Origin of the sequence: Actinomyces sp. SKVG-SVH-4(1) (genome assembly GCF_048514265.1) — a bacterium.
GTDB lineage: Bacteria > Actinomycetota > Actinomycetes > Actinomycetales > Actinomycetaceae > Actinomyces > Actinomyces oris.
In genome coordinates this window covers 100,091-123,332 of the sequence record NZ_JBGEVE010000009.1, presented here as the reverse complement: position 1 = coordinate 123,332, position 23,242 = coordinate 100,091, and the positions used below count along the sequence as shown (strand labels likewise).

The following is a 23,242-nucleotide window of genomic DNA, read 5'->3' as shown; positions in this document are numbered from 1 at the left end:
GACGTCCGTCGGGTCCTGACAGAGTGTCAGAAATATGGTGATGACGCATTGTCATGATGTCGGGTGTGTGTCGCCACGCCGCTATTGTGCCTGCTCCCCGTGGTGATGTTTCAATAGCGCTCGTTGTGACTACTCATCTTCTCTCCGCAGACCATCGACTGCCGGGCCTCGACGTCGTTGCCCGGCTCGGTGCGGTCGCCCCGGGGCTGGGGTCGGACCTCCTGGAGGCGGTCCCTGCGCTGCGCGGGGTCCTGGTGCTGTCCACCTGCAACCGCCTGACCCTGCTCATCGATGCCGACTCCTGGGCGGACACCGGCTGTCCGGCGGCCCTGCACCCGGACCTCTCTCCGGCTGACGCGAGCCGGTCCACCGCGGCGTCAGACCTGGGCGAGACCATCACCGCCTTCCTGGCCGAGCGCGCCGGGCTCCCCCCGAGCGGCCTCCTACTGACCCACCTGGTCGGGGCGGCCGCCCGCCGGGAGATGCTCGCCATCGCCGCGGGCCTGAGGTCGATGGTGGTCGGCGAGGCCCAGATCGTCGGCCAGGTCCGGCGCGCCGCCGAGACCGCCGCCGCCGAGGGCACGCTCAGCCCCGAGCTCGTGCGGGTCGTCGAGCGCGCCTCGGCCACCGCCCGCCGGGTGGCCCACGAGACCGAGCTGTCCGGTCAGGGGCGCAGCGTCGTCGCCGTCGGCGTGGATCAGGCCGCCGGCCACCTGCCGCCACTGGAGGACTGCCGCGCCCTCATCGTCGGCACTGGCTCCTACGCCGGCGCCACCGTCGCCGACCTGCGCGCCCGCGGCCTGAGCGACATCGCCGTCTACTCCGCCTCCAACCGCGCCGAGGCCTTCGCCGCCGGCCACGGCCTGCGCGCCGTCCCCACCGGCGCCCTGAGCCAGGCCATGAGCCGCGCCGACCTTGTGGTCACCTGCCGCGGCACCGGCGGGCCGATCCTCACCGCCGACGTCGTCGCCCCCGTCGCCGCCGAGCGAGCCGGCTCGGCCGGGGGAGCCGGCCGGCCGCTCGTCATCCTCGACCTGGCCCTGACCCGCGACGTCGACGAGGCCGTCGGCGCCCTACCCGGCGTCGTCCACCTCGACCTGGCCCGCGTGCGCGACGCCGTTCCTGACGCCGAGGCCCGGCAGGTGACCGCCGCCCGCGCCATCGTCGAGGCCGAGGCCGCCGACTTCGAACGCACCCTGGCCGGCCGGGCCATGGACCCCCTCATTACCGCCCTGCGCGCCCAGGTGGGTCGCGTCGTCGCCGAGGAGGCCGCCCGTCTGCGCCCCCAGCCCGCCCGCCGACTCGCCCTGGCCGTCCCCGCCGTCGACGGGCGCGCCGGAACCGGCGTCAGCGGTGTCAACAGCGCCGACGCCGCCGCAGGGGCCTGCCCCCACCATCACCTCGCTGCCGAGCCCGGCTTCGAGGCCGCCAGCGAGATCGACGGCGAGCCCATGGTGCCCCTGGCGCAGGCCGAGCGGGCCCTGCACCACCTGGCCGCCCGCCTCCTCCACCAGCCCACCGTCATGGCCCGCCGCGCCGGCCAGGAGGGCCGCGAGGAGGCCTACCGTCAGGCCCTCAACCTCGTCTGGGGTTTGGAAAGCACAGGAGAGAACCATGACTGACACCGCCGCGCCCACGCCCGGGCCCACCCAGGAGGCTCCCGCGCGCCTGGACGCACGCCCGGACACCCTCCCGGGCGCCGACCTCGCCGGAGCCCCTGCCACTGTCCCGGCCCTCGACCCGCTGGCCCCCTACGACGCCATCCTTCTGCAGTCCTACGGCGGGCCCCGCCGCCCCGAGGACGTCCTGCCCTTCATGCGCAACGCCACCGCCGGCCGCGGCGTGCCCGACTCGCGCCTCGTAGAGGTCTCCGGTCACTACCAGAGCGTCGGCGGCGCCTCCCCGATCAACGCGTGCAACGCCGAGCTGCGCGACGCCCTCCAGGCCCGCCTGGCCGAGCGCGGCTCGACGCTGCCGATCATCGTCGGCAACCGCAACTGGCACCCCTTCGTCAGCCAGGCCCTGCGCGAGCTGGCCGACGCCGGGGCCCGCCGCGTCCTGGCCCTGCCCACCGCGGCCTTCGGCTCCTACTCCGGGTGCCGCCAGTACCGCGAGGACCTGGCCGGCGCCGTCGCCCTGCTCGCCGACGGCGCGGACGGCTCCACCGGTGAGGGATTCGAGGCCGACGCCGCTGCCCGGGTCGGCGGGGACGGGGGCGGTCCCGTGGAGCTCACCGCGGACAAGACGCGCCCCTACTACAACACCCCCGGCCTGCTGCAGGCCAACATTGACGCCATCGTCGAGGCCTACGGCGCCCTGGCCGAGCAGGGAGTGGCGGCCGCGGACGCGCGACTCGTGCTCGTCACCCACTCCATCCCCCTGGGTATGGAGGCCGGCTCCGCCCCGGGGGCGGGTCCCAAGAGCGCACCCGGCGCCTCCGGGGCTCCCCGCCCCTCCGACGTCGCCGGCCCGACCGGCGCCGGGCGGCGAGAGCCGGGTGTGGCCGCCGACCTGTCCACGGAGGTCTCCTACGTCGCCCAGCACGAGGCGCTGGCCGCCGTCCTCGTGCCCGAGGTCGCCCGCCGCCTCGGCCTGGAGACGGTCGAGGCCGACCTCGTCTACTGCTCGCGCTCCGGCCCGCCGCAGGCCCGCTGGCTCGAACCGGACGTCAACGACCACCTCGAGGCCCTGGCCGCCGGGCACCTGACCGACGGCAGCCCCGTGAGCAGGCCCGGGGGCGTCGTCGTGGCCCCCTTCGGCTTCATCTCCGACCACATGGAGGTCGTCTTCGACCTCGACACCGAGGCCGCCCAGACCGCCCGCGACCTTGGGATGCCGTATGCGCGCGCTGCCACCGTCGGCACCCACCCGGCCTTCATCGACTCCCTCGTCGACATCCTCTTCGAGCGGGCCGCCGCCGCCCGCGGTGAGGACGTCCGGCCCGACTCGACCACCGGCGTCGGCCCGTTCCACACGGTCTGCCCGGACTCGTGCTGCCGGAACGGGGCCGGCCACCCCGGCCGGCCCGCTCACCACGGGACCGACGGCGACGGCTCTCGATAGTCCCCATCCCAGTAGCTCCGATAAGAACCAGGAGAAGAGAATGAGCACCGACACCCACGGCCAGCACGGACATCCCGGCGGTCACCCCGGTGAGGGCGGCCTGCACCGCTTCGAGGACGAGGAGCGCCGCCCCCACCGCGACCCGCGCGACGCCACCGACGTCGACCTGGAGGCCATCAACAACCAGTACCACTACACCCTTTACGCCGTCTTCCGCCTGGCCCGCCCGCTGCCCGCCTCCCAGCCCGAGCGCGAGCAGCTCCTGGGGGAGAGCGCCAACTTCGTCGAGGCCGGCGGCGTGACGACGCGCGGCTGGTACGACGTCGGGGGCCTGCGCGCCGACGCCGACCTGCTCGTGTGGTGGCTCGACGACGACCCCGAGGTCCTGCAGGACGCCTACCACCGCCTGCGCGGCAGTGCGCTGGGCCGCTACCTGGAGCCGGTGTGGTCCTGCATGGGGCTGCACACGCCCGCCGAGTTCAATCCCCGCCACGTGCCGGCCTGCCTGGCCGGGGTGGCGCCGCGCGACTGGGTCATGGTCTACCCCTTCGTGCGCTCCTACGAGTGGTACCTGCTCGAGCCCGAGGAGCGCTCGCGCATGATGGCCCAGCACGGGCGTCACGGCTTCTCCAAGTACCCTGACGTCAAGGGCTCGACCCTGTCAACCTTCGGCCTGAGCGACTACGAGTGGATTCTCGGCTTCGAGGCCGACAGCCTCGACCGGCTCGAGGGGGTCCTGCACCACCAGCGCTACACGGAGGCGCGCATGCACGTGCGCGTGGACACGCCCTTCTACACCGGGCGCCGCGTCAGCCCGCAGGAGTGGGCCCAGCGCCAGCCCTGGGCCTGACTCCCTGTCCGCGGGGACATTCGACGCCGTCGGGGACACTCTCTTCGGGCCGGGGACGTCCCGCGCGTCCGGGGACAGGAATCCTGTCCCCGGACGCGCAAACAGCACCCGCCGACGCGAGATGTCCCCGGCCGTGAGGGTGGGCGACGACGCATCTGCCGGCGCTGTTGGTGAAGGTCGAAGCAGGAGAGGGCGGCCATCTATGTGGTGCAAGCCAGTGAGGAAATCGAATTCGCCATATTAATCAGGTTGCTTTCGACCGGGGTTTCAAGGACGTAGCCTCGGATGGTGATTGAGATGAACTGTCCTTGCCCGCACTGGTAAACAATTTCTGCGTTGGCGGTGTCCGTGGAATTCACGAGTCCATGACCTTGTGGGGCGGACTGCAGGACAACTGGTTTCGCCCCGTTCTTCTCGGTTGCGATCTTGTCGGAAGGGAAGTTGTCGCCATCTGCATGACCGTAGATTATTCTAAGAATATTTTTGTTCGAGTTGGCAATGGTGCAGGTTGTGTAGTTCTGGAGATGCACTGAACGATACCTCAAATCGTCGCCATAGGAACCCAGCAAGGCCTGCACGCTTTTGTCGGGTATGCCACGGCATGTTTGAGCAGAACCGCTCGGAATGACGCTGGGAACCGTGAGGTCAGGCATCTTCTTGCGAGTGTGGTCGTTGTGGTTCCCTAGAAGGTGCCAAGAGACTCCGATCATCACTAGAAGAATCGCAGCCAATAGACCGGCAAGTATGACACGGGTGGGCGACTGGCGTTGCATGCGAAGTGAATCGCCGTCAGCCTTGGAGTGGGAATCGTGTCCATTCACTTGCTGTTATCCACCTGTCATAGGATGTGTGTTTCCTGAAAAGTCTATTGGTTGATAACTCTTGCCCGGCTGCTTTCAATGCTTGTGGTCGGTTCAGTTCTGGCGGGGGTTGTTGTGGTTGGTGGTGAGGGTCTGGACCTCGGCGACGGGGAGGTTGATGGTGCTGGTGGTGGTGATGGCCGGTAGGGTGCCGGTGTTGCCGTCGGTGGCGGTGTAGGAGGCTGAGTAGGCGACCTTGATGGTCAGTGGTGTGGTGCCGCCCAGGTGGGCCGAGCTGCGGTTGAAGGAGATGGTGCAGGGGCTGGAGCCCTCGGGCATGCCGGAGTGCCAGGCGATACCGAAGCCGGTGCAGGCGGCCTTGCCGTCGGGGGCTGACAGCTGCAGGCCGGAGGACCCGGCGGTGATGGTGGCGGTGGTGCTGCCGGCGGTGGCCCTGGCGGTCACGCTGGTGGGCGTGCTGCCGGTGGCCCACACCCAGGTGTCCATGCCTACCAGGGTCGCCCCCTGGGGGCCGACCTTGGGGTTGGTCTCCACTGTCGGGGCGGGGATCTTCACCGCGTCCCAGGCGACCTTGGCCAGGCGGGTTCCCGAGATGTACGGCTTGGGGGCCTGCTGACCGGCCGGGACCCAGATGTTCTGGTCGCGGTTGGCTTCGAAGAACGCCTTGCGCTCGTTCTTGAACTCCTCAGGATTCTTCGGGTCATAGAAGCTTCCGTCGCAGTAGCGGAAGTACCAGCGCCCCTGGGTGTCGTCTCGATGAGACTCATAGTCGGGGTAGGTGTTCCCGCTCTTAAGGATATAAGACGGCCGCCCTGAACCATTTTTGGTGGGCTTCTGGTTTTGCTTCTTCTGCCGCTCTGCCGCGGCAGCCTTGTTCTTGTCGATCTGACTGGCCTGCTCGGCGCCGGTCTTGCCTGCCTTGTAGTAGCACACCGGCTTTACCGTCACCTCGGTGCTGGAGGACGACGAGGACGTCACCCCACCACCGTCACCCCCGCCAGAACCGGCCGTCGTCATACTCGACTCCACCGAGATAGTCACCACGCCACCACCATCAGCAGTCCCCTCCGCAGAACCAGACACATCAGATGGTGCACTCTTGTCCATTTCTGCCAGCACTTCTGGAGCCGGCACGCCGAGACACAGTAGAAGCAAGCCTGCCAGTCCAGTTCTTACAATCTTGACATTCACCACAGAAGCCCCTAATATATTTCTTTACTTCCCAGATTCGGTAGTGCATTCATTGAAGGACAGTTTCTTTTCGTTTTCTGTGACCCATACACCGCTATCGTCCGGCACCATGTGAACCTGTATCTTAACTCGACGCTGCCTTTCTTTATTGGTGACATCGTTCCCTTGAAAATCGGTGTTGGTCACTTGCGTCCTGTCGAGGCACACCGTCACATCGGCTGTCTGAGCGTCTTTTGATACCTCAATATCACCGACGCCAACCTTCATCGGAGGGTTGTCCTGATCGGTCATAGAATCATAAGTATTCTGGAGCGTCACTTGCGCTGCCCCCGTGGTTCGCCCCAGCGCCTCGTCCAGTCCCTCCCGTGTTGACCAGACGCGCCAGGTGGCCTTGTCGTAAGCGACATAGTCCTGGAGGACCTTGGTCTGGGTGGCGTCCAGGCCTTGGGGGATGGAGACCACTGTGTACCCCAGGTCAGGGTCGGACAGGGACTCAGCAGTCACCGCCCCCGCACTGGCAGCGCCGCTCGCACCGGCCGACGCCCCACCCGAGGCGGCCGGTGCCGTCGTCGATGCAGCACTGGCGCCCGCGGTGTTGAGGGGTGGGATCGTTCCTCCGCCTTTTGGGTTGCTTGACGAGCAGCCAGCCAGGGCCAGCGAGGCGGCCAGCACGCCAGCCCCCAGGGCGCTGGCGACACGACGGTGACCAGGAAGACTGACGCGGGAACGGGTCATGAGGAAGCACCTCCACGATCAGGCCGAGCACAATCCCCCGGCGCAGCAGGAACCCTCTGACCCTACCCGCCAGATCACAACCAAGTCACGGCAGTCCGACGAAGGCCACATCTCTGTTCTCCGACGGTGCAGACGTCAACGGCTACCGCCTCTGGCTGATGAAGCCACTGCTGCTGGAGTTGCTCCAACCCAGAGTCGCAGGAAGGTGCGTTCGTGGGTGGGCTCAGGGTGTTGGCGGCGACGTCGGTGTCGCCGTGGCGCTGCCTGATACCGGCGTCGGCTGCGCCGGCGCGATCAGCTGGTCGGGGTCGATGCGGGCGTCGGCGCGGTGGAGCGCCTTGTTCAGCAGCCCGACGGCGTCTTGCGGACTGGTCTTACCCTCGGTTGAGGCGGTACGGATCATGAGGATGCCCTGCTGGTCTCCGCGTCTCACAGGTGCGTAGACCATGTCCACGACGACGACACTGGCTCGTGTGGTGGCCCGCTGCCTGAAACCGAAGGCGCCCTTGGGCAGGGAGCCCGGTTCCAGCGTCGACATCGCCACGCTCACTCGCTCCCCGGGTGCAGGTGCGGGCCTGTCGGGCCAGGGGCGATTCTCAGTCGTCTCTACACCGTCGCAGGCTATGACATCTGCTTGCAGAGCACGAACACGTCCACCCTTGTCACTCTCTATGAGATTGAAGATCAGTGCCTGGGTAACGGACATCCCATCACCCTCAAGGCGTTCGACACTCAAATGAGTCTCAGGATCCGATGACAACGACAGATTGAGGTCATCATCCGCGGCGGGGCAATTACTCTGGTATCCCGAGATATTCGACCACTTCACGTCAGTGGCCCCAGGGACGTCCTCGCGGGTCAACATGACTGAACGCAATGGCGCGACCTTCTTAGGGGGCACCTCCCCGCCGCCAACCACAGAGCACGACACACTCAGAAACACCATAGCGACACTCGCAACGACAAAGCACCGAGACCGAAGCTTCATGACAACCTGACCTTAAACTTAGGTGTTGACTGTTGAGGTGATGCAAGTGGGGTGACGGTATCGCTTCGCCTGCGACAAGGCGGGCTCCTGCCGTTCGAGAACCCCAAGCGAAGGGCGCTTTCGTGTGAAGGATAGCGGATTGTCACCGACTGCGGGTGTGGGGCCCGGTCGGTTGTCATGCAGCTCGGGGATCGCGCTTCCCGATCACACTCCGCGGAATCATGACACCACCCAGAGGCCGCCTGGACTCACGTGTGCAGCGTGGATGGTCAGCGCGGGGATGAGGGGCGTCGCCGCGATCGCGGCTTCTGCATGCCCCCTACCTCATTGCATCCCGGGACTGGCCTGAGTCCCTAGTGACGTCCTCTGAGCCGTCACCTGTGGGGCGGTAGAGGGTGGTGCGGTGGGGCCGCTACAGCCCTGACTCCGATTCAGGTGCAGTTGGGGACGGTTCGCCTCCTGGCGCCTCTGGCGAGGTCGATGCCGTAGCTGTCCCGTCGGGGAACGCTGGTGTCAGGTCCGCCCCAAGGCCGGGCACCGGCTCGCCCTGACAGACCCAAGGCACCATTGACAGTGCCAGGTTGCGAAGATTGACGTCAAGGTTGTCTCCTAGTTCTTGCCACGGGTAGAAGGAGACGAGGATGAAGGAGTTACCGCATGTGATGATTGAGCTACCCCCACCGTCATCTCCGAGGAAAACCTCACCTTTAGCGCCCACGACTCCCGCGACGGGGAAGGTACTACTGGGCTGCGAGGCTCGATAGGCTTTTGACAGCTCGTGGACGTCCTTCCCCTTCAGATTCTCGCCATAGTGCGAGTAAAATACCATCAAATGCTTATCGTTATGGCCATAGCATTCAACGTTCGTCACGGCATCGGAATTGTTCTGCAGAGCCTCAGATGGCCAAAAAGACAAATTCTTCGCGACTGCGTCCACCGATGTCGTTGGGACTCCAGGGCATTCTGCTCCGACTTCGGACGGGGCGACGCTGCTGGGTGCAACTGCCGACTTCACATCGCTAGATTTCGACAACGAACAGCTGGAGACCGACAGAACCACGCAGGCAAAGCATGTCAAGAGGTGGGCTATCCGAACAGACATGACAACGACTTCATTGAACTGGCTTCTTGTATTTGAGGGTGTAATATCCATGCCTACCGAAGTAGATGGATGGGGGTGATGCTGCTTCGCGTCGGGTGGGCCTGCAGATTGATGTCAGATGTCTCGAGGCTGTATGTAGCCGAGAGAGAGCCTGAGCCTAGAGACGCTAAATGGGTCGGGAACAGCGTGTGCTGTTCCCGACCCATTCAGGCGAGAGGGTCGCTCAGGCAATCGGCTCAACAGCGGCGAGGTGCTCGACGTTCTCACCGTTGACGTCCGCGTTGTTGTTGTAGTTGTTGGCAACGTCGGTCGCGGCGGTGGCGAACGCCTGCTCGAACGTGACGAGCTTCGGCTTGAACTCGGCCCAGGCCTCGCGGAACTTCTGAGCGTTGGAGCTCTCCCAGACGGCGTTCTGAAGGGCGGTGTCGGTCAGCTTCTGAATGTCGTCGGCCCGCTGGACGTCGTCCTTGAGGGTCTGGTAGAGGGTCTTGAGGCTATCAAGGTCTGCGGAAATCTGTGCCATGCCAGCATTCTCCTTAATGGTCGGTTCATTGAGTCACTCGAAGAATACCCGAGGGCTCTTCATGTGACCGCGACTGTGACGGCCGTCGCTTCCAGTACCTTTCCATGATCTGCATCGGATCGCAAGGGGATAACGACCCATGTGACGTTCTTCCGGATCCTGGCCGTTCACCCGGCCAGGTTGGTCACGGATAGGCTACGGTGCTGTCGCTGTCCCATCCGATTCGACTTGAGGTCTCCCCATGGCACTGTCCAAGAACGGACGCTCCTCACGGCGTCGCACGAATGACGTCGGTCAGCCTCAGCCCAGCCGCCAGACCCGTGACTCCGGTGGTCACCTCCCCTCCGCGCCGCGCGAGCGCCGCCCGCTCCTGGCCGCCCTCGCCGTCCTGCTCATCGTCGGCGGCGCCCTGCTCGCGGGCCTGCTGGCCATGCGTCTGGACCAGCGCGTCCAGATGCTGGCCGCCAAGGACACCATCAAGGCGGGGCAGGTCATTGACAAAGAGGACCTGGTGAGCGCCTCGGTCTCCTCGGACCTCACCACCCTGGTACGCGCGGACCAGATCGACCAGGTCGTCGGACGCACCGCCCGCGTGGAGATCTCCAAGGGCCAGCTGCTGGACACCTCCCAGCTCGCCACCAACCCGGTGCCCGGCGGGGACCTCCAGGTCGTCGGCGTCTCCGCCAACGCCGGGCGCTTCCCGGCCGGTGGCCTGCAACCCGGCGACAAGGTCGACATCGTTGACATCGGTTCCCAGAACGTCATCGTCTCCGACGCCCAGGTGCTCGCCGCCAGGCCCTCCTCGGGTACCAGTGAGGACTGGACCTCCGGCGCCGTCATCTCCGTCCTCGTTGACAAGAAGGGCTCCGCCAAGCTCGCCAGCGCCTCGGCCAACGGAACCATCGCCGTCGTCCTGACCGCGTCCGGGCAGCCGATCAAGGAGAGCTGATGCTCATCTCGATCGCCTCCGCGAAGGGGTCGCCCGGCGCCTCGACGAGCGCCCACGTGCTCGCCGCGGTCTGGCCCCGTCCGGCCGTCCTGGCTGAGCTCGACCCTGCCGGGTCCGACCTGGTCTATCGCACCCGCTCCCGTGAGGGCCTGCCCCTGGACAGCGACCGGGGCGTCGTCTCCCTGGCCGCCGCCATCCGCCGCGACCCGGCCGCGCCCCTGCGCGATCACCTCACCCTCATCGAGGGCGACCTGCCCGTCCTCGTGGGCCTGTCGCGCCCCGACCAGGCCACAGCCATTGGGGCGGGCTGGTCCGGGCTGGCCACCAGCCTGCAACGCCAGGGGGACATCATCGCCGACGTCGGCCGCCTGTCTCCCGGCGCACCGAGCCTGGGCGTGGCCATGGCCTCCGACATCACCCTGGTCGCCGTGCGCCCCGGCGTGGAGAACTACGGCCACCTGCGTGAGCGCCTGTCCTGGATCGTCGCCGAGACCTCCCGCCGCTCCGAGCGGGTCCGCCTCGGTGTCCTCCTCATCGCGCCCTGGAAGGCCCGCCACGAGGCCGACGACCTCACCCGCCTGCTGCGCGGCAGCGGCCTGGAGGTCCCCGTCATCGGCGTCCTGGCCTTCGACCAGAGCGCCGCAGACTCCCTGGCGGGCCGTCGTGCCCGCCCCCTGGGCCGCACCCTGCTGGTGCGCTCGGCCAGAACCGTCGCCACCGCCCTCGCCGGCGCCGTCATCAATGGAGGTGCCGCATGAGCGTCGACCAGGGACTCGTCCGCGACATGCGCGAGGAGGTCGCCGACCTCCTGGCCCAGCAGCGCCGCGACGACGCCACCTCCGGCATCCCCCCGATGTCCCCGGAGGACGAGCGCCAGTTCGCCCGCGCCCTCATCGGCCGCGTGCTCGAGCAGCACGCCCGCGCCGAGATCGCCGCCGGCCGCAGCCCGCTCAACGCCCAGGAGGAGGAAGAGGTCTCCCAGGGCATCCACGCGGCGCTCTTCGGCGTCGGCCGCCTCCAGCCCCTGCTGGACAACAAGGATGTCGAGAACATCGACATCAACGGCTACGACAACGTCTTCATCCAGTACGCCGACGGCCGTGAGGAGCGCGGCGCCCCGGTGGCCGAGTCCGACGAGGAGCTCATCGAGCTCGTGCAGGTCCTCGGCTCCTACTCGGGCCTGGCCTCGCGCCCCTTCGACTCCGCCAACCCCCAGCTGGACCTGCGCCTGCCGGACGGCTCGCGCCTGTCCGCCGTCATGGAGGTCTGCTCGCGGCCCTCGATCTCGGTGCGACGCGCCCGCCTGGACCGGGTGGGCCTCGATGACCTGGTCCGGCTCGGATCCCTGACCCCGCGGCTGGCCGCCTTCTGCTCGGCGGCCGTGCGGGCCCGCAAGAACATCATGATCGCCGGCGCCACGAACGCCGGGAAGACCACCTTCCTGCGCGCCCTGGCCAACGAGATCCCGCCCGAGGAGCGCCTCATCACCGTCGAGCGCGCTCTGGAGCTGGGCCTGGGCGAGTTCGCGGACCTGCACCCCAACGTCGTCGCCTTCGAGGAGCGCCTGCCCAACTCCGAGGGCTCCGGCGCGATCTCCATGGCGGACCTGGTGCGACGCTCACTGCGCATGAACCCCTCGCGGGTCATCGTCGGTGAGGTCCTGGGCGACGAGATCGTCACCATGCTCAACGCCATGAGCCAGGGCAACGACGGCTCGCTGTCCACCATCCACGCGAACTCCTCCTCCGAGGTGTTCAACCGTATCGCCACCTACGCCATCCAGTCCGCCGAGCACCTGCCCCAGGACGCCACCAACCTCCTCATCGCCGGCGCCGTCGACTTCGTCATCTTCCTGACCCGGGAGAACCGCTTCTCCCAGGGCGGGGGGCTGCGCCGCTACGTCGCCTCCGTGCGCGAGGTCAACGGCGTCGACGGGCGGGTCCTGTCCAGTGAGGTCTTCGCCGACGACGGGACCGGGACCGCCCAGCCGGCCGCACCGATCTCCTGCGTCAACGACCTCATCAACGCCGGCTACGACCCGGCCGCCGCCTACCGGGGTGGTTACGCGTGAACCAGGCCACCGCCACTATTGCCATCCTCGCCGGCGCACTTGTCGGCGGAGGGCTCTTCCTCTTCGTCGGGTTCTTCATGGGCGTCGACATGATGCCCGACCGCCCCGGCTCCTCGGGCTCCCTGCGCGACAGCCTCAAGGGCCTGTCCGGCCGGCTCATCGCCTCCCTCGTCGTCGGCCTGGGTGTCCTGCTGCTCACCCGCTGGATCGTCCTGGCCGTCGCCGCCGGCCTGCTGGTCATCGTCTGGCCGCTGCTCTTCGGCGGAGCCAAGCAGGAGAAGCTCGCCGCCGCCAAGATCGAGGCCCTGGCCACCTGGTCGGAATCACTGCGGGACACCATTGCCGGCGCCGTGGGCCTGGAGCAGGCCATCCCCGCCACCGTCTACGCCGCCGCCCCGGTCCTGCGCGAGGACCTTGCCCTCCTGGCGGATCGCATGCGTGTGCGCGTCCCCCTGCCGACGGCGCTGCGCCAGTTCGCCGACGACCTCGACGACCCCACGGCGGACCTCATTGTCTCCGCCCTCATCATGAACGCCCGCCTGCGCGGGCCCGGTCTGCGTCAGCTCCTCAGCGCCCTGGCGGACACGGCCCGCTCCGAGCTCGACATGCGACAGCGCGTCTCCGCCTCCCGCGCCGGCACCCGGCGCTCGGCCCAGATCGTCGTCATCTTCTCCATCGTCGTCATGCTGGGGCTGGCCGTCTTCAACCGGAGCTTCGTCGCCCCCTACTCCAGCGTGCAGGGCCAGCTGGTGCTGGTCGTCGTCGTGGCGCTCTTCGCCGTCGGCATGCTCTGGATGCGGCGCCTGGCCGGCGTTCAGCTGCCGCGCCGCTTCCTGACCGTCTCCTCCCCGGCCGGGGGTGAGAACGCATGATCACCTGGATCCTCATCGGTGGTGCGCTCAGTGGAGCCGGCCTGTTCGCCCTCATCCTCATCCTGGCGCCCCCTGCCACTCAGCCCGCCGCGGCCCTGGCCGAGCTGGACACCCGCCGCGACGAGGGCCGCATGCGTGCGGACGTGCGTCGTCTCAACCCCTCCGAGGCGGACACCCCCGAGTGGGTGGACACCCTCAGCCTGCGCATCACCTCCCTCGTGCGGCGCACCGGCGTGGACCTGTCCTCCCTGACCGGGGACCTGGCCGTCGTGGGGCGCTCCCTGGAGCGCCACATGGTGACCTCGGTCTTCCTCGGGGTGGGGGGCTTCGCCGCGCCACTGCTCGTCGTCGGCCTCATGCAGGTCATGGGGGCGCCCCTGGGGTGGTCCGTGCCCCTGCTGCTGAGCGTCGCCCTGGGGGTCGTCGGTCTGCTGCTGCCCACGCTGCGCCTGCGCAACGATGCTGAGGAGGCGCGCCGGGACTTCCGCCACGTCGTCGGCTCCTACCTGGACCTCGTGGCCATGTCCCTGTCCGCGGGGCGCGGCGTCCCTGAGGCCCTCGACGCCGCCTCGAGCCTCTCCGATGATCCCGCCATGCTCCGCATCCGCGACGCCCTCGACGTGGCCCGGCTGCGCGGGGACACGCCCTGGGCGGCCCTGGGCCGGCTGGGAACCCAGCTGCGCATCGACGAGCTGCGAGACCTGTCCGCCGCTCTGGCGCTCGTGGCCGAGGACGGCGCCAAGATCCGCGAGTCCCTGGGCGCCCGGGCCTCCAGCATGCGCCGCCGCGACCTGTCCGACGCCGAGGGCAAGGCCGGGGAGAACTCCGAGTCCATGCTCGTGGCCCAGCTCATCGTCGCCATGGGCTTCATCGTCTTCCTCGTCTACCCGGCCCTGACCGGAATCATCGGATCCGTGTGAACCCCTCAGATCCGCCTGACCGCCCTGTGAACGGAGAACCTCCACGAACCAGTTGACTGCCTTTCGACCGGTCGCTTGACTGAGAGCCTGCGACGATTCACCGTCCACACCTTCACCACACAGTTTCTCTCAAGGAAAGGACAAAGCATGCTCAAGATGCTGTGCACACTCCAGATGCTCGCCGGCGACCTGCGCGAGCGGGTCGGCAACCGCCTGTCGGAGGAGAAGGGAGCCTCGACCGTCGAGTGGGTCATCATCACCGGCTTCCTCATCGTCCTGGCCGCCGTCGTCGGCAAGGCCATCTACAGCATGGTCAACAACGCCTCCTCCAACCTCCAGGTGCCGGACATCGGCAACGGAGGCGGCGGCGGCAACGGGGCCCCGTGATAAGAGGATGACGATCATGCAGTCGCTGCGGAGAGGGATGACGAGGCGCTTGCGCTCGGAGGCCGGGGCCTCCAGCGTCGAGCTGCTCGTCTTCTTCCCGCTGCTCCTGCTCATCGTGCTGCTCACTGTGCAGGTCGCACTCAGCTGGTACGGCAACGAGGTGGCGACCTCCACCGCCCGAGAAGTCGCCCGCGAGGTCCGCAACGGCTCGGCCGACTCCTCCGCCATCGCTGCCGCCAGGGCCGACGGCGAGGCCTACGCCCACCGGGTCGGCGGCAAGGCGCTCACCGACGTGTCGGTGGACGTCGTCGTGATCGGTAACCAGGTCAATGTCGAGGTGACGGGCAAGTCCATGGACATCATCGCCGGCTTCGCCCCCAAGGTGCGGGCCTCGGTCACCTCCGAACGCGAGACCTTCCGGGAGGACACGTGACCCCCACCCCGACCACCACCCGGGCCGTCACCGGCGGCAGGGCCGCCCTTGCTGCACGAGCCCTCCGCGCCCGCCTGCGCCCAGTCGCCGGCGGCGCCGATGCCGGCGAGCGGGGCAGCATGTCCGTCGAGATGATCGTCCTGGTCCCGGTGCTCCTGCTCATCGTCATGATCGCCGTCGCCGGGGGCCGCCTGGTCTCCGCCGAGGGCATGGTCCAGGCCGCCGCCCGTGACGCCGCCCGGGCCGCCTCCATCGAGCGCTCCGCAGGGGATGCCGACGCCGCCGCCCGCCGCAGCCTGGCCGCCGCGGACACCGCCAACGCCCAGTGCTCGGGAGGAGTCGACGTCGGCGGCTTCGGCCGGGGCGGCACCGTCACCGCCACCGTCAGCTGCCGCGTCGAGCTGTCCGACCTGGGCCTGGTCTTCCTGCCCGGCGCCACCACCGTCACGGCGAGCTCCACCGCACCTGTCGACACCTGGAGGGGAACCCGATGAACCGGATCGTCACCTCCGTGCGCCACCGGCTCCGCCACGACGGCGAGCGCGGGGCCGTCTCCGTCTACGCCGTCATCATCGCCGCGGTCCTCATGCTCATGGCCGGACTGTGCATCGAGGGCGGCCGAGTACTCAACGCCCGCGCCACCCTGGCCGACCAGGCCGAGCAGGCCGCCCGTGCCGGCGCCCAGCACCTGTCCACCGACGACGTGCGCGGAGGCGCCACCGTCTCGGTGGACAGCGCCGCCGCCACCTCCGCCGCCCGCACCTACCTGGCTCAGGGCGGCCTGGCCCAGAGCTCCAGCGTCGACGTCACCGCGCGGGGGGTTGCCGTCACCGTCGAGCGTGACGTCCCCACCACGATGCTGCGACTCGTCGGCGTCACGTCCATTCATGTCACCGTCACCGGCGAGGCCCGCAACGCCGTCGGTATCTTCAAGGAGGATCAGTGAGCCGCGCCGCTCAACGAGCCCAGGCCGCCGGACCCGAACGCTTCCGTTCCCCGGCGCGCAGCACGCGCCCCCCGGTGTGGAAGTCACTCCTGGCCGCCCTCCTCCTCATACTGGTCATCATCGGCCTGCCGGTCCTGCTGCTGGCCACCGTCGGCCTTCCCCCCATCCCCACCGAGCTGGGGCTGGACACCCTCACCCAGGCGATCTCCGTGGACGCCCTCCTGGGCGTCCTCACCTGGGTGATCTGGCTGGCCTGGATGCAGTTCACCTTCTGCACCCTGGTGGAGACCGTCTCCGCCATTCGCGGCCGCAGCGTCCCCGGGCACGTCCCCTTCTCCGGCGGGGTGCAGGCCGTGGCCCGCCGGCTCGTGGCCTCCGTGCTGCTGCTGGGCGCCGTCAGCGGCCCGCTGGCCGCCGCGGCCGCCCCGGTGGTCGAGGAGCCCACCCCCGCCGTCGCCGCCGCCCAGGACTCCGCCCGCGCCGCCACCCGGACCACCGACGCCTCGGGCGCCTCGATTACCTCCGGGACCGTGGCCCAGAACCCAGATGGCAGCCAGCAGATGCGCTACATGGTCGGCGGTGTCGAGATCGACCCCGCCCTCGGCTCCCAGCTCGTGGGCCAGCGCGTCTACGTGGTCCAGCCGCCCGAGGGCCGCTACCACGACAACCTCTGGGACATCGCCGAACGCAACCTTGGCGACGGGCGCGCCTACACCCGGATCTACGACCTCAACGCCGGCCGCGTCCAGCCCGACGGCGGCTCCCTGGAGCTGGCCCGGCTCATCCAGCCCGGATGGCTCATGGTCATGCCCGAGGAAGCGGCCTCCGTGCCCCGGGTCGAGGCCGTCCCGGTGGCTCCGGCGCCGGCCACCCCCGCCCCGGCCACTCCCAACCCGGAGGAGGCCCGCTCCGGCGGCGTCAGCATTGACCAGGGCCTGGCCTCCACCCTGCGCGACGTCCCGCCCGTCCAGATGCCGGCGGTCGGCGCGCTCCTGGCCGCCTCCCTCGTCTCGGTGCTCGTGCGCCGCCGGCGCCAGCTCTCAGGCGGGGCCTTCGACGAGGGCTCCGGCGAGCTCGAGCGGCTCCTGCGCGTGGGCGCCGACGAGCGCCGCGCCCAGCGCCTCAACGCCATCCTGCGCTCCCTGGACTCGATTCCCGGCAGCCCCCGCCCCTACGCCGTCGCCATCGACGACGACGCCTGCTACCTGCGCCTGGCTCAGGCCGTCCCCGAGGCCCCCGCCCCCTGGCGAGTCCAGGAGGAGGGCCTGACCTGGGTGATGCGCGCCGGCCGGGAGCCGGCCCCCACCCCGAACGGCTCCCTCCTGCCGGGCCTGGTGACCGTGGGCCGCATCGCCAGTGGCGCCGACATCCTCATCGACCTGGCCTTCGCCGACGGCGAGGTCGCCGTCACCGGTGACCCCGCCATGGCCGCGGAGGTCGTCACCGCCTTCGCCCTGGAGCTGTGCACCAACTCCTGGTCCCAGGATGCCGTCGTCGTGGGCGCCGGCCTGCCGACCGCGTTGCGCGAGGTGGCCGGTGGTCGCATCCAGACGCCGGAGGCCCTCCTGGCCAGTAACCCGCTGCCGGGCCGGGCCGACGTCATCACCGGCCGTCGCCCCGGGGCGGCCACCACCTTCGTCCTCGTGGGCAACGGCGAGGCCACGCCGAGCCTGCCGCCCGGCGGCGACTACGCCGTCGTGCGCGCCGGCGGTGACGGCCGGGCGCGCTGGACCATTGACGTCGACGCCTCCGGCACCGCCCGCATCGACCAGCTGGGCATCGCGGTGCGGGCCACGCGCGCCACCGAGAACGAGGTCCTGGGACTGGCGCACCTCTTCGGCCCGACCCAGGTGACCGACGACGGCACGCGCCCGCCGATCCCCGACCCGCCCATGCCGCCGATGATGACGGCGGCCCTGCGCACCGCCGACGTGCGCATCCAGGTGCTGGGGCAGACGCTCGTGGAGGCCGCCGGCGCGGTCGAGCCCGAGCGCCGCTCGATCCTCACCGAGGCCGCCATCTGCGTGGCCCTCCACCCCGAGGGCATCCGCCCGGCAGTGCTGGGCACCATGCTCTGGCCGCTGGGGGCCACCGCGGACGTGGTGGCCGGCACCGTGGAGCGGCTGCGCGCCTGGCTGGGCCACGACGCCCAGGGGATGCCCCACCTGCGCGAGGACGCCGAGGGGCGCCTCGTCATGGGGCCGGGGGTCGTCGTCGACTGGGACGTGCTGCGCTCGCTGCTGGCCTCGTCCCGCGGCTGCCCGCCCCAGCGCGAGGTCGAGCTGCTCATCGAGGCCCTGCGCCTGGTGCGCGGCCCCATGGTGGCCGGCGCCGAGGAGGGACGCTACTCCTGGATGGCGCGTGTGCGCGCCGCCCACCAGTACAACGCGCTCGTCGTGGACGCCGCCCACCGCGTCGTCGAGCTCACCGGGGACACCGATCCCGACGGCGCGGGGATGGCCATCGCCACCGGCCTGGCGGTCGTGGACCTGGACCAGGGGCTGTGGCGCGACCGCCTGCGCCTGGCGGCCCGGCGCGGCCGCGGCGAGCTGGAGCGGGAGGTTCACGGTCTCCTGTCGGCCGCCGGTGCCGACGACCTGGCCCAGGTCGACCCGGCCACGGCCGCCCTCGTGGAGGACCTGGCGCCGGGGCTGTCCGTGGCCCGACGCCCCGCGTAAGGAGGCCCAGGCGTGCAGCTGTTCATCAGTGTCCTGCGGCCCGGTGAGGCCGATGCGGCCGCCCGCGACCTCCTGGTCGTGGCGCCCGAGGACGCCACGGTCGGGGACATGGTGGCGGGCCTGGAGCCCGCCGTCGAGGGCAGCGCCCCCGGGGCGGCCCTGCGCCTCGTCGTCAACGCCGGCGAGCAGGTGGCCGCACCCCCCATCGGCGTGTGGGACGGTCCACGGCGCCTGGCCGCCGCGGACAACCTCGTCGACGTGGTCCGTAACGGCATGCTCCTGGGCCTGGGCGGGCCGGTGCGCGACGACGTCGAACCAGTGGGCGTCGTTGAGCTGCGCGTGGTGGCCGGCCAGGGCGCCGGCGCCGTCCACCGCCTGAGCCTGGGCGGCTACACCCTGGGTGGACCCGGCTGCGACCTGGTTCTGGAGGGCGTGGAGGGACGGATCGCCGACCTCGCCGTCGCCGTCGGGGGGCACGTGACCATCACCCCGGTGCCGGAGGTCGCCCAGCGCGAGCTGCCGCTGCCGCTGCCGAGGCGCCGCCCCCTGCCGGGCCCCCTCGTCCTGGCCGCCCCGGAGCGCGGCGAGGAGCAGGAGGCCAAGGGGCGGGCCGCCCGGCGCCGTCGACGCAAGGAGGCCCGCAAGCGCCGCCGCGCCAAGAAGAAGGGCCTGGACTCCGAGGCGATCCTCTCCAGCCGCGAGACGCTGGAGCCGGACGGGGTGCGCCACTACCTCGAGCTGGATCGCCGGCCCCTGGGCGCCGGCGCCTCCGCCTGGTCCCCGGACGCGCTGCTGACGGTGGGGGAGACGCTCCTGTCGATCGGGCCGGTGCCGGCGGCCAATGCGGTGGTCTCACCGACGGCGGGCGCCCCGACCCTGAACTTCAACCGGCCGCCGCGTCTGGCCCGGCCGGTGCGGGAGACGAAGTTCGCGCTGCCGACGAAGCCGGCCGAGCAGCGCAAACCGCCCTTCCCCTTCGCGATGCTCATCTCCCCGCTGGTCATGGGGGCCGGCATGTACTTCATGACCGGGCGCGTCTACTCGCTCATGTTCATGGTGTTCTCCCCGATCATGATGATCGCCAACCAGATCCAGGGGCGCTCGAACCAGAAGAAGGACTTCCGGGACAAGCTGCGCAAGTACGAGGAGCAGCGTGAGGCCACCGAGGAGGCGGCCTTCAAGGCTCTGACCGCTGAGCGGGGAGTGCGCCGCGGGGACCATCCGAATGCGGCCGAGCTGCTGCTGCGCGCCACGGGGCCCCGGGCCCAGCTGTGGGAGCGGCGGCCCACCGACCCGGACTGGCTGGATCTGCGGGTTGGGGTGGCGGACCTGCCCAGTGACGTGGAGATCGAGGACTCTCAGCGCGCCAAGCACGAGGAGCCGCTGCGGTGGACGGCGCCGGACGTGCCGGTACGGGTGCCGCTGGGTGAGCTGGGCGTGGTGGGCGTGTGCGGCACACGGCGCCACGACGTCGCCGACTGGCTGGCGGCCCAGGCGGCGGTGCTGCACTCGCCGGCCGAGCTGCAGATGGTGCTCCTCGTGGAGCCGGCGCGCGGGGAGAATCGCGCGGGGCGCTGGGCCTGGACAAGGTGGCTTCCCCACCTGCGCAACCTGGAGGGCATGGGCGCCCGGGCGCGCGTGGGGCTCGATGATGAGACGATCGCCCGGCGCATCAATGAGCTCTCCGAGCTGGTGGAGCGCCGGCTGGACCCGGAGAGGCGGGGGCCCGCCACGGGGCCGGTCGAGCAGATCCTCGTGGTGCTCGACGGCGCCCGGGGCCTGCGTCTACGCCCGGGCCTCATCTCCGTACTGCGCCGGGGACCGGCCGCGGGGGTGTTCCTGGTGTGCATCGACCGGGATCGCACGGCCCTGCCCGAGGAGTGCCGCGCCGTGGTCACCGCGGAGGTGGGGGCGGCGAGCGTGTCGCAGACGGATGTGGACGAGGTCGAGCGGGTGACCCTGGACCTGCTCCCGGACGGCTGGTGCGAGCGAGTGGCCCGGGCGCTGGCGCCGATCCACGACGTCTCCGCCTCGGGTGCGGACTCGACGATCCCGACCTCCTCCCGCCTCCTGGACGTGCTGCCGATGCCGGATCCGAATGCGGAGGCGGTGCTGGCGGCCTGGGACCGGTGCAGCCGGACGACGAAGGCGGTCATCGGCGAGGACGCCGAGGGACACTTCTGGCTCGATGTGCGCGCCGACGGGCCGCACGCCCTGGTGGCCGGGACCACCGGTTCGGGTAAGTCCGAGCTGCTGCAGACGCTCATCGCCTCCCTGTGCGTGGGCAACACGCCGGACTCGATGACCTTCGTGCTGGTGGACTACAAGGGTGGCGCGGCCTTCAAGGACTGTGCGCGCCTGCCACACACGGTGGGCATGGTGACGGACCTCGACGGGCACCTCACCTCCCGGGCCCTGGAGTCCCTGGGCGCCGAGCTGCGCCGCCGCGAGCACCAGCTCGCGGGGGCGGATGCGAAGGACATTGAGGACTACGTGGCCGCCATGCAGCCCGGCGATGAGCCCATGCCGCGGCTCATGATCATCATTGACGAGTTCGCGGCCCTGGTGTCCGAGCTGCCGGACTTCGTGACGGGCCTGGTGGATATCGCCCGGCGTGGGCGCTCGCTCGGGGTGCACCTGGTGCTGGCGACTCAGCGGCCGGCGGGTGTGGTCTCGGCTGAGATCAAGTCGAACACGAACCTGCGCATCGCCCTGCGCGTCACCGATGAGAACGACTCCCAGGACGTCATCGAGGCCTCCAACTCGGCCTACATCCCGCCCTCGATCCCGGGGCGCGCCTACGCGCGGCTGGGGCATGCGAGCCTGCGTCAGTTCCAGTCCTCCCGGGTGGGGGGACGGCCCCGTGGGGCGATGCCGCAGGCAGCGGTGCGGGCGGCGACGCTGACCCTGGATGAGCTCTCCCGTCCGGAGATGAAACCGCCGGAGGTGGAGGAGGACGCGACGATCCCCACCGACCTGGCCACCCTGGTCTCCGCGATGGGTGCAGCCCACACGGCGACGGGCCGGCCGGACCCGCACAGCCCGTGGCTGCCGCCGCTGCCGGAGCTCATCACCCTGGCGCAGGTTCAGGAGCGAATGGAGACGGCCCAGGCCACTGGGGGACCGAGCGGCCTGGGTGGGTCTGATCCGCGGGCGGCCGGCTTCCTGCCGGCGCTGCCGCTGGGCTTGGAGGACCTGCCCGGCGAGCAGGCGCAGCGGCCCATGACGTGGGACTACACGCGCGCCGGTCACCTGGGGATCGCCGGTGCCCCGCGTTCGGGGCGTTCCAGCGTGCTGCGAGGGATCGCGGTGGCCCTGGCGCAGACGGCCTCCGCCGCAGAGGTGCACGTCTACGGTATTGACGCGGGTAATGGGGCGCTGGCCCCGTGCGTGAACCTGCCGAACTTCGGGGCAGTGGTCACGCGTGACCAGGCGGACCGGATTCGCCGCATGCTGGCACTGCTGGGTGGCCAGGTGGCCTACCGTCAGCAGTACCTGGCCACGCACGGCTACGCTTCCGTGGCCGAGCAGCGGGCCGCTACCCCGCCGTCTGAGCGCCTGCCGTACCTGGTGCTGCTCATTGACCGGTGGGACAACTTCATGGCGACCTTTGAGAACACCGACGCCGGAGCGATCCCCGGGATGGTGGAGACGCTCATGCGTGAGGGCCCGGCGGTGGGACTGCGCGTGGTCATCGCCGGGGACCGGACCGTGTTCCGGGGGCGGTTCGGGATGATGCTGGAGGACCGCCTGGTCCTGCGCATGCCGAGCCCGGATGACTTCGACCTCATCGCCATGCGCGCTAAGGATGTTCCCCTGTCCATGCCGCAGGGGAGGGCCTTCCGTTCGGGGGAACGGCCCCGTGAGGTCCAGCTGGTGATGCTGACTGATGACTCTGCGGGAACGGCGCAGGTGGCGGCGGTTCACCAGGCGGCCGAGCAGGCCAACGCAAGGTGGGGCGTCGTTGACCGTGCCCAGCGTCCGGGGCACGTGGATGAGCTGCCTGTGGCGATCTCCGCCGAGGAGGCGCTCAAGCTTGAGCCCGCTCTGGAGCCGAATGAGATCGCCTTCGCCGTGGGCGGTGATGATCTGCGCATGCTGCCGGTGTCCCTGGAGGACATCGGTAACGCCTTCCTCGTGACGGGTCCGCGCCGCTCCGGGCGGTCGACTGCGCTGCACTTCGCCACCAACCGGCTGCTGGAGAACGGGCAGAAGATCGTGCTGGTGCTGCCGCGCAAGTCCCCGCTCATGGAATTCGCCAACAACCCGAGTGTGCTGGGGGTCCTGGGCATGGATGCAGGACCCAATGATCTGAGTGAGTTGTTGGAGGAGGATCCGGAGAACACTGTCATTGTGGTGGATGATTTCGATACACTGACAAACGACCACAACATCAATCCGAGGATTGAGGAACACATCAAGACCTGCCGCGACCACCACGGGGGCGTCCTCGTGGCCTGCGGCATCGACGAGGTTGGAGGCATGTACCGCGGCGTCGTCGCCACTGCCAGGAAGACAAGAACCGGACTCATCCTCGCTCCGCGAGGATCCGACGACGGCTCCCACTTCTTGGCCCGGCTACCGAGATCCATCGGAGGCCCTGTTCCCAAAGGCCGGGCGGTCCAGATCAGCACCACCGGCTGGACATGGGTGCAGGTTCCACGTTGCGAAGGCAATACATGATGAAAAGTAGCATCGATACTGTCCGAGTCT

The 23,242-nt window shown here is 69.6% G+C and carries 19 protein-coding genes; 14 read left to right on the top strand and 5 right to left on the bottom strand.

The genetic code is table 11. The annotated features are described in order from the left end of the window. Nucleotides 1-125: 125 nt before the first annotated feature. Genes AB7V09_RS09045 through hemQ form a run of 3 tightly spaced genes read left to right on the top strand, consistent with a single transcriptional unit; the run spans nt 126 to nt 3,913 of the window. Nucleotides 126-1,622 (top strand): glutamyl-tRNA reductase, encoded by a 1,497-nt coding sequence (locus AB7V09_RS09045; protein ID WP_419143552.1) that lies wholly within the window; start codon nt 126-128, stop codon nt 1,620-1,622. Further along, nucleotides 1,615-3,063, top strand: coding sequence for a ferrochelatase (locus tag AB7V09_RS09040; protein ID WP_419143551.1), 1,449 nt, complete (start codon nt 1,615-1,617; stop codon nt 3,061-3,063). The genes AB7V09_RS09045 and AB7V09_RS09040 overlap by 8 nt, the downstream gene beginning before the upstream one ends. A gap of 40 nt (nt 3,064-3,103) precedes the next feature. Continuing rightward, complete coding sequence (gene hemQ / locus AB7V09_RS09035) at nt 3,104-3,913, top strand: hydrogen peroxide-dependent heme synthase (RefSeq protein WP_003788055.1); 810 nt, start codon at nt 3,104-3,106, stop codon at nt 3,911-3,913. Between the two features lie 200 nt (nt 3,914-4,113). Here hemQ and AB7V09_RS09030 read toward each other — a convergent pair whose 3' ends face one another. The 5 genes from AB7V09_RS09030 to AB7V09_RS09010 all read right to left on the bottom strand — a co-directional run bounded on the left by AB7V09_RS09030 (nt 4,114) and on the right by AB7V09_RS09010 (nt 9,273). Then, entirely contained in the window at nt 4,114-4,566 is a 453-nt protein-coding gene (locus AB7V09_RS09030) for a hypothetical protein (RefSeq protein ID WP_314919758.1), read from the bottom strand. A gap of 261 nt (nt 4,567-4,827) precedes the next feature. Continuing rightward, on the bottom strand, nt 4,828-5,751 hold the full coding sequence (locus tag AB7V09_RS09025; RefSeq protein ID WP_314919760.1) for a hypothetical protein: 924 nt from the start codon (nt 5,749-5,751) through the stop codon (nt 4,828-4,830). Nucleotides 5,752-5,949: 198 nt separating this feature from the next. After that, nucleotides 5,950-6,660 (bottom strand): hypothetical protein, encoded by a 711-nt coding sequence (locus tag AB7V09_RS09020; RefSeq protein WP_314919762.1) that lies wholly within the window; start codon nt 6,658-6,660, stop codon nt 5,950-5,952. Nucleotides 6,661-6,883: 223 nt separating this feature from the next. Next, complete coding sequence (locus tag AB7V09_RS09015; RefSeq protein ID WP_314919763.1) at nt 6,884-7,204, bottom strand: hypothetical protein; 321 nt, start codon at nt 7,202-7,204, stop codon at nt 6,884-6,886. Nucleotides 7,205-8,973: 1,769 nt separating this feature from the next. Then, a complete protein-coding gene (locus AB7V09_RS09010) occupies nt 8,974-9,273 on the bottom strand; it encodes a hypothetical protein (protein WP_075414949.1) in 300 nt (99 codons plus the stop codon). A 241-nt stretch (nt 9,274-9,514) separates the two neighbouring features. On the opposite strand from AB7V09_RS09010, the gene AB7V09_RS09005 reads away from it, so the two are divergent. From AB7V09_RS09005 to AB7V09_RS08955, 11 genes are all read left to right on the top strand, one after another. Then, on the top strand, nt 9,515-10,222 hold the full coding sequence (locus tag AB7V09_RS09005) for an SAF domain-containing protein (RefSeq protein ID WP_419143550.1): 708 nt from the start codon (nt 9,515-9,517) through the stop codon (nt 10,220-10,222). Continuing rightward, entirely contained in the window at nt 10,222-10,980 is a 759-nt protein-coding gene (locus AB7V09_RS09000) for a hypothetical protein (protein WP_075414947.1), read from the top strand. Before AB7V09_RS09005 ends, AB7V09_RS09000 begins: the two co-directional genes overlap by 1 nt. Continuing rightward, nucleotides 10,977-12,293, top strand: coding sequence for a CpaF family protein (locus AB7V09_RS08995; protein WP_009747685.1), 1,317 nt, complete (start codon nt 10,977-10,979; stop codon nt 12,291-12,293). The genes AB7V09_RS09000 and AB7V09_RS08995 overlap by 4 nt, the downstream gene beginning before the upstream one ends. Beyond that, nucleotides 12,290-13,165: a type II secretion system F family protein gene (locus AB7V09_RS08990; protein ID WP_009406614.1), complete on the top strand. Its 876-nt coding sequence runs from the start codon at nt 12,290-12,292 to the stop codon at nt 13,163-13,165. Before AB7V09_RS08995 ends, AB7V09_RS08990 begins: the two co-directional genes overlap by 4 nt. Then, complete coding sequence (locus AB7V09_RS08985) at nt 13,162-14,085, top strand: type II secretion system F family protein (RefSeq protein WP_419143549.1); 924 nt, start codon at nt 13,162-13,164, stop codon at nt 14,083-14,085. Before AB7V09_RS08990 ends, AB7V09_RS08985 begins: the two co-directional genes overlap by 4 nt. Nucleotides 14,086-14,232: 147 nt before the next feature. After that, the gene (locus AB7V09_RS08980) at nt 14,233-14,472 is read left to right on the top strand and encodes a hypothetical protein (protein ID WP_314156931.1); all 240 of its coding nucleotides are present in this window, start codon (nt 14,233-14,235) and stop codon (nt 14,470-14,472) included. A gap of 37 nt (nt 14,473-14,509) precedes the next feature. Further along, nucleotides 14,510-14,905 (top strand): TadE/TadG family type IV pilus assembly protein, encoded by a 396-nt coding sequence (locus AB7V09_RS08975; RefSeq protein ID WP_419143548.1) that lies wholly within the window; start codon nt 14,510-14,512, stop codon nt 14,903-14,905. Further along, entirely contained in the window at nt 14,902-15,399 is a 498-nt protein-coding gene (locus AB7V09_RS08970) for a TadE/TadG family type IV pilus assembly protein (RefSeq protein ID WP_419143547.1), read from the top strand. Before AB7V09_RS08975 ends, AB7V09_RS08970 begins: the two co-directional genes overlap by 4 nt. After that, on the top strand, nt 15,396-15,851 hold the full coding sequence (locus tag AB7V09_RS08965) for a TadE/TadG family type IV pilus assembly protein (RefSeq protein ID WP_009406620.1): 456 nt from the start codon (nt 15,396-15,398) through the stop codon (nt 15,849-15,851). The genes AB7V09_RS08970 and AB7V09_RS08965 overlap by 4 nt, the downstream gene beginning before the upstream one ends. Continuing rightward, nucleotides 15,848-18,529 carry a hypothetical protein gene (locus tag AB7V09_RS08960; RefSeq protein WP_419143546.1) on the top strand — a complete coding sequence of 894 codons (2,682 nt, stop codon included), beginning with the start codon at nt 15,848-15,850 and terminating at the stop codon, nt 18,527-18,529. Before AB7V09_RS08965 ends, AB7V09_RS08960 begins: the two co-directional genes overlap by 4 nt. Nucleotides 18,530-18,541: 12 nt before the next feature. Next, nucleotides 18,542-23,212: an FtsK/SpoIIIE domain-containing protein gene (locus tag AB7V09_RS08955; RefSeq protein WP_419143545.1), complete on the top strand. Its 4,671-nt coding sequence runs from the start codon at nt 18,542-18,544 to the stop codon at nt 23,210-23,212. Nucleotides 23,213-23,242: the final 30 nt, after the last annotated feature.